Consider the following 13,894-nt stretch of genomic DNA (forward strand, 5'->3'; position numbering starts at 1 on the left):
GTACCGCCCCGCAACGGCAGACGCCGGGCCGTCCGGTGCGGGCGCGCCTGGGTCGCCATGATCGCCTCACGCAGTTCGCGCGCCGGGCCCCTGGTCCGGCGAATAGTCGCAGGCCAGAGATGGGTTCGTTGAATTTTCCGCGATTGCTACGAGGCCCCCATCTACCCCGCGATGCTCGGAGTCAGCCCGCACCGAGGGCGCCGAGGGCGCCGATGCTCAGCCGGGCGTTCAGGTCGAGGCGGACCTCGCCGTAGGGGCGCACATGCAACCAGAACAGCGGGGTCAGGCCGCGCCGGTCGACCGGGGTGAGCAGGGCGGCCCACTCGGGTTCGGCGAGCACGTCCTGCAGCATCAGAGTGTTGACGTAGACCAGGGCGGCCTGCAGGATGCGCAGGCACAATGCCGTCATCTCGACCTCTACGCGCCGGTTGGTGGAGATCTCGCCGCCGCGGCCGTAGCAGATCACCGCGTTGGCGCGATTCCACGCCTCAACCACGTTCAGCCCTTCCTCAATCTCCCGCTGCAGATCGCGGTCGCGTAGGTGCCGGGCCACGAAGGGGGTGCGCGCCGCACGGCCGATCTCCAGCATCGCCTGATAGGCCGGGGTGAGAGGCGGTGCGGGTGAAGCGCGACAAGATGGCCTCGGTGGAGGCGGTGCGGGTGCGGACCGCGGTGGCGTACTTGATGACCTGGTCGTAATTCTTAGCGATGATGTCCCATCGGATCGGCCGGGTCATCGCCGGCGCCAGGTTCGCATAGCGGGCCATGTCACCGTAGTCGACCTGGTAGAGCTTGACCCGGTTGATCTGCTTGATGCGCGGCAGCAAGTCCACGCTGAGAAGTCGCGTCACCCCGAAGCCAGGCTCCGACTCCCCGTGCAAGTCCACGTAGTTGCCCTCGACCCTCATGGTGGTGCCCTGCCGAATGGCGCGCTCCACCATCGCGGCGACCTCGGAGGCCGACGCCTTCAGCGTCTGGGAGTGCACGACCACCGACCCGCGTTCGACTTGCCAGTACACCAAGATCCCGCGACCGCCGTAGCGCGAGTGCCACTCGGTGAACAGGTTCTGATCCCACGCCCGGAAGTGGGTGGAGTCGGAGGCGACCGCGGTCGAGCCCTGCCCCCACATGCCGGCGTCGCGGGCGGCGAAGGTGGCGTTGGCGATCTCGACCGCGATGGTGCGGGCCACCTCCGGGGTCAGGTAGCGGCGGCGCACGTAGCGCAGGTCCTCCTCGCTGTGGTCGTGGGCGCCGGAGATCACCTGCCGGATGCCGCAGTTGGTGCCGTAGGCGTAGATGACCAGCATGAGCTGTTCGGCGAGCACTTCGGGGCTCATGTGGCCGCTGCCGGTCGCCGCGGTCACCTTGGCCAGGCAGCCGGTGCGCAAGATCGCCTCCTTGAGGATGTCGATCAGCGGGACCGCGCTCCACCGTCTGGCCACCTCATTCTTGATCCGGCGCAGGTTGCGCGGCTCAGGGGCGGCCTCGATCGGGGTCAGCTTGATCGCCCCGGGCCTTGCGGTCGCTGATCTCCACCCAGGCCAGGGAGGGCAGCGCGTCGTTGAGGTCGGCCAGGGCGGTGGTCATCTCCTCCCGGAGACTGTCGCAGAACTCGGTGGGGTCCAGGGGTTTGCGCAGCTCGCGGTAGTGCTCGGCGCGGCGGGACTCGTAGTCGGCGGGCAGGTCTTCGTCCGGGTTGCGCCACCGGTCGGCGCCGACCACCCAGATCTCCTTGCAGCGCAGCTGCTCGCCACTACCGCGGCACCCACTTCGAGGTCACCCCGCACGGCCCACCTGCGCCTCGACCCCAGCATGGGCCAAGCGTCCTCTGCGCCTCGCGCGAGCTCACCAACGTCGCCCGCGTCACCGGTAGCGTGCCCGACCTGGCGAGCCTGCGGCCAGGCATCTACATGGCGAACTGAGTTCTTCGGCGCAGGACCTGAGTGGGCTGTTGTCTACGGAGAGCGAGTCACTTCGGATAACCGTGATCCATCCGGCAAACAGGAAAAGGCCCTGCTCGCAGGCCCTGACCGGGAGGCGAGAGAAACTCCAGCGAACTCAATATGGCCGAAAACAGCCAAAGAGTGGCCGATTCACTTCTTTCGTATACCTGTCAGACGCCCATAGAATCGCAGCCAGACACCTGCAAGGACATTGCGGCAATAGCCCGCAGAGAGCGATGGCCAATGATGAAGCGACAGAAACTCCGTACTCTCAGCGTCGCCCTTACCGGCGGGGTGCTCGCCTTGACGGCGTCAATGACGGCACCGGCTGCGGCAGCCGCCGCTGAGACGGCGTACAACACCAAGACTCAGTTCCTGGCCGCCACCCCGAACGCTGCGAATCCGCCTTCGTGTGTGGAACGCCGAGTCTCCCTGGCGAATGGTGTCTATGAATGGGGGCAGGTCAGATACGACGGTCTCTATCCGCTGAAGCCGGAGTTCTCTCTGGGGGCAGGGATGTACACCATGAAAGACTGCCTTAGTCCCACAGGTGGGCTTTCGGGATTCTACCACCACACCACCACACTGGACCCCGACAATGCGGGCTGGCCGACTGTGGAGCTAGCAAGGGATTGGCGCCCTAGGCTGGACGGTACTTACAGGTGGGGCTCTTATCTTGACCCGTCGTTCTGAGCCCCAGGTCCCTGCCGCCGGACTCGCCTGTAGAATTCGTGCGACTCCCGAGCTGATATCGCCGTGAGGGTTAAGAGCTGTTTCTTAGATCTGCTGACCAGATCAGCGCTTGTTCGGCTCGGCGACGCCATTCCAGCACAGGGCCGAAGCGTTCTCGTCTGACGGGACACGCACGGGCTCGATGACGCCGGGCGGTTGAGGGCACCCCGGCGGGCAGATGGCAAACGCGACCCCTGAAGATCGTTGGGTGTCTACGCCAGTCGATCAAGAACAGGGGCCGCGTTCGCGTGCCATCATCCCCGATCGACGTGCTCTCCCGCCACCTGGAGCACGTCACCGTCACCGACCCACCGACTGACCTGCCCACGCTCGCTGAGCTCCTGGACACCATCCCGGATCCGCGCAGCCGGCGGGGCCGCCGCTACCGGCTCGGCCCCCTGCTGGCGTTATCCCTGCTCGCCGTGCTCGGCGGAGCAACCTCCCTGGCCAAGATCGCCCGGTTCATCGCCGGATACGACCCCGAGCTGCGCGCCCGGGCCGGCCTGCCCGGCACCGTGCGGCTGGCGGCCAGTACCCTGGGACGGCTGTTCTCCCGGCTGGACGGCGACGCCTTCGACACTGCGACGTGCACCTACCTGGCCGCGCTCGCCGACTGCGGCCCGCACTCCACCATCGACATCCGGCCCCCGACCCGGACGACGCTCACCGGCCTGGCCGTGGACGGCAAGACCCTGCGCGGCAGCCGCACCCCGGACGGTGTCATCCATCTGCTGGCCGCCACCCGCCACGACACCCAGGTCGTCGTAGCTCAGCGGCAGGTCGAGGCCAAGAGCAACGAGATCCCCGCATTCACACCCCTGCTGTCCCACCTGGACCTGACCGGCGTGGTGGTCACCGCCGACGCCCTGCACACCCAGCACGACCACGCCCGGCAGATCGTCGCCGCCGGCGGCCACTACCTGTTCATCGTCAAGGGCAACCAGCCCACGCTCCTGCGCCGTCTCAAGGCCCTGCCCTGGCGCGAGGCCATTCTCAACGACCGCACCGACGAGACCGGGCACGGCCGCCGCGAGATCCGCCGCATGAAGCTCTGCACCGTCCGCCCGGGCCTGCCCTTCACCCATGCCGCCCAGGCGATCCAGGTCAAACGCCGCCGTACCGACCACCGCACCGGCAAGACCACCATCGTCACCATCTACGCCGTCACCGACCTCTCACCCGGGCGCATCACCCATCCCCAGCTCGCCGCACTCATCCGCGGCCATTGGAGCATCGAGGCCCTGCACCACATCCGCGACGTCACCTACCGGGAAGACGCCTGCCGCGTCCGGAGCGGCACCGCACCCCGGATCCTGGCGACTCTGCGCAACTTGGCCATCGGCCTGGCCCGCCTGATCGGCTGGACCAACGTCGCCGCCGCCATCGACCACTACCGCAGCCACCCCGCCGACGGGCTTCAGCTACTCGGGTTCACAACATGAGAATGCTTTGGCCTTGCAGTCGGCCCCAACATCCTGCACTGGTCACGCTGGCGACGACGCCATCAAGCCCGCGCCCGAAAAAGCCACTACCAGCGACGACACCTCAAAGATCGATAAGTGCGGCAGGAGTACTAGCCAAACGGCGATGGCAGGAATACGACCTATTTTGGCGTTCACCGAGCTTTTTCATCGGCTGCACAGGATAGAAGATTATGCTTAGGAGAAGCTCCTTTGACTCGTGGCGTGCCTGATTCATCCCATGCCGTCCGACCGAAACAGCGTCCGCCTGGACCCGATTCGCCCTTCGGTATCGATCTTGGTGGTGAGACCTCGTACTCTTGGCGGAGCTGAGGACCTTGCGGGGAGCGCTTCCCGAAGTTCTTGGTCCGTGACACCACTCCAGGACAGAGGAAGGGAAACTAGATGACAGGCCTTATTGCCTACGTCGGCATCGTCGGCGCGGTGCTCCTCGGCGCTGCGAGTCCTGGTCCAAGCTTTATCGTCGTCGCGCAGACGGCAATGAGTGCCTCCCGCCGGACGGCACTGAGCGTCGCGATCGGCATCGGCCTCGGCGGACTCTTTTTCGCCTCCCTCGCCTTGGGCGGGCTCGTCACGCTGTTTTCGCTCGTCGACCCGCTCTACGCGATCTTGAAGGTTCTTGGCGCCTGCTACCTCCTCTACCTCGCGTTCCGGATCTGGCGGTCCGCGCGAGAATCGTTCACCTTGGAGAACGCATCAGCACACACCAGCGCTCGTTGGGCAATTAAAGGTCCTAACAAAATGATCTAGAGCCGTGTCCCATGGGATCGCTGATCGTTGATCTCGGCGTGAAGAAGGGCGAGCAACTGCCGTGGATTGTGCCGGACAGCCTGTGGGAGCGGATCGAACCTCTACTGCCGAAGGTAGAGCGGCGTCATCGACATCCCGGCCGTAAACGGTTGGACGATCGGCTTGCTCTGCAGGGCATCTTGTTCGTGCTCTACACCGCGATCCCGTGGGAGTTCCTGCCCCAGGAGCTCGGCTTCGGCTCGGGCATGACCTGCTGGCGTCGGTTGCGCGACTGGCACCAGGCCGGCGTGTGGGACAGGCTGCACCAGCTGCTGCTGGCCGAGCTGCACGCCGCCGGCCAGCTGGACTGGTCCAAGGCGGTGGTCGACAGCTCCCACGTCCGGGCGCTCAAGGGCGGCCCAAAACCGGGCCGAGCCCGGTCGATCGCGCCAAGCCGGGCTCGAAACACCACGTCATCACCGACGGAGGCGGCATCCCCCTCGCCGTGTCTCTGACCGGCGGCAACCGCAACGACGTCACCCAGCTCATGCCGCTGATCAAGGCCATCCCGCCGGTGCGGGGTCGCGTAGGGCGGCCCCGCAAGAGGCCCGACTGCCTGTACGCCGACCGCGGCTACGACCATGACAAGTACCGCCGCCTGGTCTGGCGCACCGGCATCAAACCCATCATCGCCCGCCGCGGCACTCCGCACGGCTCTGGCCTGGGCATCCACCGCTGGGTCGTAGAACGCACGATCGCGCTCCTGCACTGGTTTCGCCGCCTGCGAATCCGCTGGGAGATCCGCGACGACATCCACGAAGCGTTCATGACACTTGCCGCCGCGATCATCTGCTGGCGACGCCTTGTCCGCTGATCTTTCTGTTAGGACCACTTATTCGTGGCGCCGTCGTCCAGCTGAGCAACCCCAAGGCTGCGATCGTCTACGCAAGCGTGTTCGCTGCCTTGCTCCCCTCTTCTCCCCCTGTCTGGCTCTACATCGCTCTGCCGCTGAGCATCTTCGTTGTCGAGGCCGGGTGGTACTCGCTCGTATCGCTTGGCCTGTCGCATTCGCGCATCCGAGTGCTCTACGCGCGAGGCAAGAAGTGGGTAGACCGGGCCGCGTCCGCATTCCTGGCCGCGCTTGGCCTGCGACTACTCCTGACTGCCTCCGACCGAGGGATCTGAGAACGATCATGCACTCTCTGGACGCGTGATTCGCGCTTTGCATCCGTCAGTGGTGATGCAATGAGCTGTTCTATCCTCGGTGGGGAGGATGCTGATCACAGCATGATCGAGAGGCCGGCGTTCGCCTGAGGACCTAGAGAATCCCTGGTAGACGGGTGGATCACCACAATCAACACCGTCATCACCAGGGCTCTGTTGCTTTCTCTCGTGCAGCCGTCAATTTATCGCTCAACGCTGAACTACGTGGCCGGCCTCATCCGCCGCCACCGCAAGGCCATCGGCTCCACCTGGCGGCGGCTCAAACCCGCCCGGCAGGCCCTGCTGGTCCTGGTTTACCTCCGCAAAGGCGAGTCACTCACCGAGCCCGGCGCCGGGTTCGGCGTCTCTGTGGCCACCGCAGGCCCAGGGTCTCCGTGGCGATGTGCCGCTTCCGGCCCTTGATCTTCTTGCCGGCATCGATGCCCTGAGCCCTTTTCGTCCTGGGTAACGGCTGTCTTCGACGAGCTGGAGGACGAGGATGGCCTGCACGAGCGCGGTCGCGCCATGCGGGCAGCAGCGCAGCTTGGTCAAGTTCTTCTCCGGAGCGGACGAAGGACTGAGACGAGAACTCGATCGCGCGCACCTCGGTTGTCGTCCGCGTCCGCCAGGACGATCGGCATGGCACATCTCACCCTCGCCGTATGGCAGCCAGGAGTGCCGATGAACGATATTTGTCAGCCTTCCCCAGCTCCGATCTGCCAGAGCAGTCCAGCAATGCCCGTCGGCCGCCAGCTGGAATCTTGACAAGGATTGTTAAGACTGGTGGCGCATGGCGCAAAACCGCTATAACGGGATGCATGATCCCCGACGAGGAGTCTCGACCGCTGATCGTCACCGGTGAGCTGGCCGAGCAGGTCAACGAGATTGCCGGTGCGGGCTTCTCGGCCGAGCCGATGCTGATCACCACCGCCGAGGGAGCTACCGCCTACGTCATCTCCGACGAACTGGCGCAGTTTCTCGCCCAGGCGATGCGGGAGCACGTGCTTCAGGTGGCCGGGAGGGAAGCCATTCCGGTGTCGTTGGCCGAACTGGAGGAGCTGGCGGGGATGCCGCTGAGCCAGGCCAGCGACAGCGACCTGGGAGCCGACCGGAGCCGCGATGGCTGAAGACCGTCAGGTATCTCCGTGGTCGGACGATGGCAGTCAGCAACGAGGCTGGGCCGACCAGCAAGCCGGCCTGTACCTCACCCCGGACCAAAGCCTGGTCGACGATGACGCGCGTAGCTTCAACCGCGGCACCGCGTTGGAGTCTGACCGCAGCTATCGTCCCGCGCCCAAAGCAACCCTGACCTGGACGCCGCGCCGTGACCTGATCTGGGAACCCGGCAGCCAGCAGGACTTGGGCCGCCTGGCCACCGATGACGCCATCCAGGCGATCATGAGGGTGCAGAGTCTGGTCTACGACCTGCCCGACAGCCAAGGCCCGGTCGCCGGTGACCCCCGTACCTTGGGCAGCCGCTGGCACGCCGCCGACTTCGCGACCGTCACCCTGGACATCGACGGTGATCGCCGGCGGCTGTTCGACGCCAAGCTGCGAAGCGTGCTCAACCCTGCGAGCATCAGCGTCGTCTCCACCAGCCAGCCCCTGCGGGGTGAGCTGCGGCCGCTGCCGACCGAAACAAAGGAACAGATCCTCAGCGATATCAACGACCTGGCGACGGCCAAGGTCAAAGACCTCGAGGAGCGGACCAAGAACGGCTTGCAGGAAACGATCGACGCTCCCGGCGTCCAGGGCTACCTGTTTCGGGCGCATGTGAGCGACACCCATGACCTGCTCTACCACTACAACTCCTCCGCGTGGCCTGCCGCCCGGGCCTCCAACGAGAAGCCGGACGGCACGGCCTACTCCCAAGGTCGCCGCCCCGAGGTGCCGGTGGGCCGGCCCGCCATCCACCTGCTGGGCATCGTCGACGCTGAGATGCCCGCCGCGGAGGTCCGCGACCTGGTCCGTCAGCGCACCCAGTCCCAAGTACCCGGGCGGGTGCTGTATCGCGTGCTGGGCGCCGACCAATCCCCCACCGGCCGGCCCGCCGTGCAGGTACTGGCCATCAGCGACACGCCGCTCAGCGAGGAGGCGGTACGCGAACGAGTGACCGCGCTGGCGGAGCGAACAGCTGAACACCAACTGGCCACCGGCGCCGACAAGCCCCTGCCCTACACCGCGCCCCTGCACAACGCAGCTGGCATGGTCCGGGCGGGCGCCGTGATCAAGCCGGTGATCGGCAACAGCGCCAGCCACCGCAGGACCAACGGGCTAGCCCCACTTCCCAGCCGTAGGCCTGCGCGACCCGAGCCGAGAGTGCTGGCCGACTTCGAGCAGGCCGTCGCCACCAGCCTGCCCTCGACGCGTGAATTCGAACTGCGCTTCACCCCGGCGGCCATGCAGGAGTTCACCTCCCTGCCGCCTGGCCGATTCAAACTGGCCGTCAAGAACGAGCTGGTCTCGCTCGCCACCGCGGGGCCGCAGCCCGGAGACAAACGCCGCCAGCCGCCGGCCGACGCCCCGCCCCCCATGCCCGGCAGCGTTGCCGCCGCCCGCGAGCACGACCTGACGGGGCTGCGGCCGCGCTATCTCACCCCTGGCGAGGGCCAGCCGCCCACCCACCAGATCATCTACGCCATCGTGCGCAACCCGCTCGCGCCCCGCGACGGCGGCCACGTGCAGCCGTACGCGCCCGGCGAGGAGATCGTCCCTCAGTATGAGGGATACGAGGCGGCCGGCCGCACCGAACCTGTCAGCAAGGACACCCCGCCGAAGGCCGGTCCTCGCTTGGCCGCGCGGGACCTGTCGGACTATCGGCCCACCCTGCTCGTCGCGGGCATCCTGCCCTGGCCGGAGCCTCGCGCGGAAGAGATCATCGCCAGCCGCCTGCCACGCCGTGCCCACGTCCACCGCGCGCAGCTCACCGGCAATCGCGGGCTGACAGCAGTCCTGCCGACCCGGCCCAAGGACCAATCGGAGACGCTCTCCAAGAAGACCACCGCCCTGGTGCAGACCGCCGAGGGCCCGCTCAGGCTTCCCGCCCAGCTCAGCGGCGAAAGGCGGGGAGGCGACCGCGTCGAGCTGCAAGTCGGAGAACGCTTCCTGCGCCTGACCATCGACGACCTGGAAGCCGGTCTGACGCAAGGGCGCGACCTGCCCGCAGCGGGCCTGCGGATACGTCCGGCCAGGTCCTCCACGGTGCAGTTCGAGTTTGTTGAGCAGGGCCAGGCACGAACCTTCCTCCTGCAGCGTAAGCCGATCCAGGAGTTTCTCACCGCACTTCGTCACCACGACAAGGAAGGCGACCAGCAACGCGCCGAACGGCTGCACGACGAGGTCGACCAGCAGCTCAAGGACGCCCAGCAACCCGGACAGGTGGTGGCGGCGAACGCCGAAGTGTTCGTCCGCACCTCCAACGGATCGCGCTCCCACACAGGGCAGCTGATCAGCCACCCGACCGAGAAGGGCGATGACCTCAAGCTCTCCATCCGCAACGGGCCGGTCCTTGATCTCGGCCAGGATCTGCAAGCCTTACAAGCCGCGCTGGACAAGCCGGTCATCGTGCCCGATGCCGGACTTCGCATGGCTCCTTCACCCGAAGGCGCGTGGATCCTGTTTGAGATGCGCACCGACGCAGGGCGCGCCGTGGATTTCGCCATCCGCCGCCCGACCGTGGAGAGCTTCCTGATCGACGCACAGAGCGTGCGCGACACGCTCACCACCGCCCCCTCCCGCCCGCCACGAACCCAGAGGCGGTGCAGCACCGAACCCGCGCCCGACGCGCTACGCACCGAACTTCTCGTCAGGCAGAGCCCCACGGCCTCCGGCCAGGACGACTTAACCCGCCTCCACCTCAGCTGGGAGAAATCCCAGCCCACGCTGGTCAACCTCAACCTGGAGATGCACGAAGGCACCATCCAGGCGCCAACGGCCAAGCTCGCAGCCAGCCTGCAGAGCCCCGTCGAGGTCGACGGGCTGCGCCTTCAGCCCAGCGGCGACACGATCATCGCGGCCTGGCCCGGCCAAGCCACGAGCTACCACATCCCTCGCGACACCCTGTCCCGCTTCCTCGACGACCTCTCCGGCCGTCGGCCGGCCGTGCCCGCTCCCCACGAACGCAGGCCCGTCCAGGATCGGGCCAGAGTCGGGAAGCAGCGGGCAGCCACGTTGCGCTCCAGCACGTCGAAGGACGCGCCGTTGCCCAAGCAAACCAGCAGTAGCGCCGAACCCGCCGTGCGCCGTACCGGGGAGCCCACCCGGGTCCGCACCCCGGTGCGCAGCTGATCAGTCATCACCACGTCGACGGTGGGGCGGCCCCTTCGAGGCCGGCCCACCGTCATGTGAGAGGTGATAGCCGAACACGCCCAGCCTGGTGGCCACGGGGTTCCCATCCCGACCTGGGGCATTCGACAGTCACGGCGAGCAGGGCCGCAAGAGGGGGGCCAGCCGCCCTTACAAGATTTTTTGCGCCCTTCGCCGTGGTCTCCAACAAGTTGGGTCGAAGGGCGCAAAAAATCTTGACGGACCGGCGGCTGGCCCCCCTCTTGCCCCCCTCCAGCCCGCCGTGACTGTCCCGGATGCCTTGTCGGGACGGGAACCCCGCAGCCACCAGGCAAGCACCCAGCCGACGCCGCAGGAGGACATCATGGCCATTGGCGACACCGTCATCACCATCATCGGCAACCTCGTCGACGACCCGGAGCTGCGCTTCACCCCCACCGGTCAGGCCGTGGCGCGTTTCCGCATCGCCTCCACTCCGCGGTTCATGGACCGCCAGAACAACGAGTGGAAGGACGGCGAGAGCCTCTTCCTGACCTGCAACGTATGGCGAAACCAGGCGGAGAACGTCTGCGAGAGCCTCCAGCGCGGCATGCGGGTCATCGTCCAGGGGCGGCTCAAGCAGCGCTCCTACGAGACCAAGGAAGGCGACAAGCGCACCGTCTACGAGATCGAGGTGGACGAGGTCGCCCCGTCGCTGCGTAACGCCACCGCCAAGGTCAACCGCGCCTCCCGGCAGGGCGGCGGCCGCGCCTTCGGTGGTCTCACCGACGACCCGTGGGCGTCCGCCACGCCGGCCACGCCTCAGGGCCACGGCGTCGAGAACGGCGCGTTCGAGGACGACGAGCCGCCCTTCTAACCCTCCCGCCCAGTCGAAGAAGTCCACAGGTTCCGCCGCGGCGACACTCACGGTGAGTGCCGCCGTCTCTTCGCGCCTCCTCAGCGCTACGGCCGACTCCGGTCGCCTCGCTGAGGAGGCGTGCCGCGTTCCAGACCTTCACCAGGGGAGACTCGTTATGTCATTGCGACGCCTGCGCCTGCTGTTCGCCATCACGACAGCAGTTGCCGTCCCCGGCGGGATAGCCGCCACCTACGCCTTCGAGGGCTGGCGGATCGCCGCCGTCACCTGGGCGGCTATCGCCGTCCTGAACGTCGGATGCCTGGCCCTGCTGCATCGAGACTGTGGATGCGCGCGCGTTCGGCTGCCGTTTCTCGAACGCCTGTTGCTTCGCCGCAGCGACCAGGATGAATTCCGCTTCATCACCGTGTGGCACAACACCCACCACGACCGGCTGAACGGATGGAAGCCCGACCACCCCATGACGGAGGCCTTCACTTTCCCCGCCCTGGACTTCTTGAGGCGCGGCAGCAAGGACACCGGCTACGACCTGGATGAGGTACACGCCCGCTTCGCCCACACCGGAGATCCGGGCCAGGACATTCTGCTGGCTACCTACCAGGAAGCTGGCCTGCGGCCGCTCCAGGACGGCGACGTGATCGAGATCAGCGGCACCCCGCAGGTGGAGCAGTGCCCGGCGAGCTGCACGGCCTGGACCAGCGAGAGAACACGCCGCTGGCGCGTTGGCCCCAACGGCTGGATCCCTGTCACCGAACCCCTCACCTTCAGCATGGACAACAGCCCATTCTGACCGCCGCCCATGCGGCCCCAACGGGGCCCGGCCGCTCCCGCTCACAGGTTGAGCGGCCGCTCCACCTCAGTGCCGCGATGTCGACCGTCGCGCTAGCTCAGCCCAGGCCCGTCAAGAGGGCCCCCGCAGGCTGCGCCGCGACACCTCCGGCCACCCCCCACTAGGCACAAACCCAACCCGAACGTGAGAGGAACGTCATGGCATTCGAGACGGCCATCACCGTCACCGGCAACCTCGTCGACGACCCCGACCTGCGCTTCATCTCCCCCAGCGGCCACGCCGTGCTGCGATTCCGCATCGCCTCCAACCCGCGCTTTCAGGACCGCGACACCCACGAGTGGAAGGACGGCGACCCCCTCTTCCTCACCTGCAACCTCTGGCGTCGGCCCGCGGAGAACGCCGCGGAGACGCTGCAGCGCGGCATGCGGGTCATCGTCCACGGGCGGCTCAAGCAGCGCTCCTACGAAACCGAGGAAGGCGACAAGCGCACCATCTACGAGGTGGAAGTCGACGAGATCGGTCCGTCGCTGCGTAACGCCACCGCCACCATCGCCAAGAACCGCAGCGACCGTGACCCCGGCACCCAGGAGTGGCAGAACGCCACGCGCACCCGGCCGGAACCCACTCCGGAAGCCGCGGAGCCTGCCCCGCCCGCTCCCGCGCTCGCCCTGGTTCCCGGCTCCGCCACCAGCCCGGCCGATGACCCCCGGGCCGACGGCATCGAGCACGCCGCCCACCGGATGGCTGGCTGATCCACCGGCTTCACTCTTCGCCTGTCCAGCACCCACTCGCGGGGCGCCGGACAGGCGAAAGCTCGCGCCCGCTGGAGGCTTCGCACCCCAGCGGGCGCTGTTCGTTCTGCCCCGTACTGAAGGAGACCTCCAATCCACACTCCGCGCAAACACACGGCGATCGATCTGTGGTCGACCATCGGGCTGCCGCTTCTGATGGTGCTCAACCACCTCTACGACGGCCATTGGGTCTTTGCCGGTCTCTGGGCCGGGTTGGCCTTGGTCTTGGGCACATTGGAGTACGGCCTCTCACACCGACCGTCCGGCCGCATCGCCATCGCGCACGCCGCCGCACTCACCGCCACGGAGACGACCCTCAGGTCCATCGCTTGCGGGTGGAACCGCCTGCGCGGCAGGCGGATCACGACCTTCACCCTGTGGCACAACCAGGACCCTGACCGGGGCGCAGGCTGGCAGGCCCACCATCGGATGTCGCGAGTTTTCACCAGCGAGATCCCGGTATCACAAGACGTTCTCTTCCAGGCCTTGGACAACCTCCATGCCCGTTTCTCCTCGGTCGGCCCCCGCGAGAACGCGGATTTGGAAGTGGACCTCTACCAGCGCGCTTCGCTCCGTCCGCTGGAGCTCTGCGACGTCATCGAACTGTCCGGTGCGCCGCTTCCCCTGGAGAACGAGCTCGTACCGGCAGAGCTGTGGGCGGACAGCCGGCGTCTGTGGCGACGACTGAGCAATGGCTCCTGGAAGCCTGTGTTCACCACCCTGGCGCAGGATGCGAACGAACCGCTGCTCTGACGAGCAATGCCCCCTCTGGCCAGGCTTCAGCTCCGCCCTTCGCGGGGCTGAAGCGGTCACCCACGCTCCAGACGGTGACCTCCTCTGCCATGCGATGTGTCCTACGCATGTCGTTCCGCCGACGCGCTCACACCCCGCCCGGCTGGCCGTCCTGCGTTCCGTTGCGGTACGGCGCCGCGTCGCGCACCGCCCTCGCTCTTGCCCAGGCATGGAGCTCGCGGCGACGCCCAGCGGATCATCAGCGTCCGCTCTGACTCCGACGGCGGACGCACCCTGCACCTCGACCACCCCGCCATACCAAGACAGCGGTTCGCCACTCAAGCGACCTGGCC

The 13,894-nt window shown here is 67.2% G+C and carries 10 protein-coding genes and 3 pseudogenes; 11 read left to right on the plus strand and 2 right to left on the minus strand.

Features of this window, described 5'->3' with window-relative positions; translation table 11 throughout:
• Positions 1-181 precede the first annotated feature (181 nt).
• Positions 182-1,749, minus strand: a pseudogene (locus FHR33_RS48485) (Tn3 family transposase); the annotation flags it as partial.
• A gap of 1,174 nt (positions 1,750-2,923) precedes the next feature.
• Here FHR33_RS48485 and FHR33_RS48495 point away from each other — a divergent pair.
• The 5 genes and pseudogenes from FHR33_RS48495 to FHR33_RS48515 form a co-directional block, all read left to right on the plus strand.
• On the plus strand, positions 2,924-4,117 hold the full coding sequence (locus FHR33_RS48495; RefSeq protein WP_221242735.1) for an ISAs1 family transposase: 1,194 nt from the start codon (positions 2,924-2,926) through the stop codon (positions 4,115-4,117).
• A gap of 423 nt (positions 4,118-4,540) precedes the next feature.
• Entirely contained in the window at positions 4,541-4,906 is a 366-nt protein-coding gene (locus FHR33_RS48500; RefSeq protein ID WP_183663011.1) for a LysE family translocator, read from the plus strand.
• Between the two features lie 11 nt (positions 4,907-4,917).
• Positions 4,918-5,759 (plus strand): IS5 family transposase gene (locus FHR33_RS48505; RefSeq protein ID WP_183663014.1). Its coding sequence is split into 2 segments (ribosomal slippage): positions 4,918-5,305 and positions 5,305-5,759, totalling 843 coding nucleotides; the frame shifts between segments, so codons are not numbered across the junction.
• 20 nt (positions 5,760-5,779) lie between these two features.
• Positions 5,780-6,070, plus strand: coding sequence for a LysE family transporter (locus FHR33_RS53640; RefSeq protein ID WP_376773338.1), 291 nt, complete (start codon positions 5,780-5,782; stop codon positions 6,068-6,070).
• A 155-nt stretch (positions 6,071-6,225) separates the two neighbouring features.
• Positions 6,226-6,466: pseudogene (locus tag FHR33_RS48515) on the plus strand (transposase family protein); the annotation flags it as partial.
• Positions 6,467-6,547: 81 nt separating this feature from the next.
• Here the strand turns inward: FHR33_RS48515 and FHR33_RS48520 are convergent.
• Positions 6,548-6,646 (minus strand): annotated as a pseudogene (locus FHR33_RS48520) (IS5/IS1182 family transposase); the annotation flags it as partial.
• A 260-nt stretch (positions 6,647-6,906) separates the two neighbouring features.
• On the opposite strand from FHR33_RS48520, the gene FHR33_RS48525 reads away from it, so the two are divergent.
• The 6 genes from FHR33_RS48525 to FHR33_RS48550 all read left to right on the plus strand — a co-directional run bounded on the left by FHR33_RS48525 (position 6,907) and on the right by FHR33_RS48550 (position 13,562).
• Positions 6,907-7,215, plus strand: a complete 309-nt coding sequence (locus FHR33_RS48525; RefSeq protein WP_183663020.1) for a hypothetical protein — start codon at positions 6,907-6,909, stop codon at positions 7,213-7,215.
• Positions 7,208-10,375, plus strand: coding sequence for a hypothetical protein (locus FHR33_RS48530; protein ID WP_183663023.1), 3,168 nt, complete (start codon positions 7,208-7,210; stop codon positions 10,373-10,375). Before FHR33_RS48525 ends, FHR33_RS48530 begins: the two co-directional genes overlap by 8 nt.
• Before the next feature lie 361 nt (positions 10,376-10,736).
• Positions 10,737-11,228 carry a single-stranded DNA-binding protein gene (locus FHR33_RS48535; protein WP_183663026.1) on the plus strand — a complete coding sequence of 164 codons (492 nt, stop codon included), beginning with the start codon at positions 10,737-10,739 and terminating at the stop codon, positions 11,226-11,228.
• 163 nt (positions 11,229-11,391) lie between these two features.
• Positions 11,392-12,018: a hypothetical protein gene (locus FHR33_RS48540; RefSeq protein WP_183663029.1), complete on the plus strand. Its 627-nt coding sequence runs from the start codon at positions 11,392-11,394 to the stop codon at positions 12,016-12,018.
• A 197-nt stretch (positions 12,019-12,215) separates the two neighbouring features.
• Positions 12,216-12,770 carry a single-stranded DNA-binding protein gene (locus FHR33_RS48545; protein ID WP_183663032.1) on the plus strand — a complete coding sequence of 185 codons (555 nt, stop codon included), beginning with the start codon at positions 12,216-12,218 and terminating at the stop codon, positions 12,768-12,770.
• 195 nt (positions 12,771-12,965) lie between these two features.
• Positions 12,966-13,562, plus strand: coding sequence for a hypothetical protein (locus tag FHR33_RS48550; RefSeq protein ID WP_183663035.1), 597 nt, complete (start codon positions 12,966-12,968; stop codon positions 13,560-13,562).
• Positions 13,563-13,894 lie beyond the last annotated feature (332 nt).

The organism is Nonomuraea dietziae (assembly GCF_014195505.1).
In the GTDB taxonomy this organism is placed as follows: Bacteria; Actinomycetota; Actinomycetes; order Streptosporangiales; family Streptosporangiaceae; genus Nonomuraea; species Nonomuraea roseola.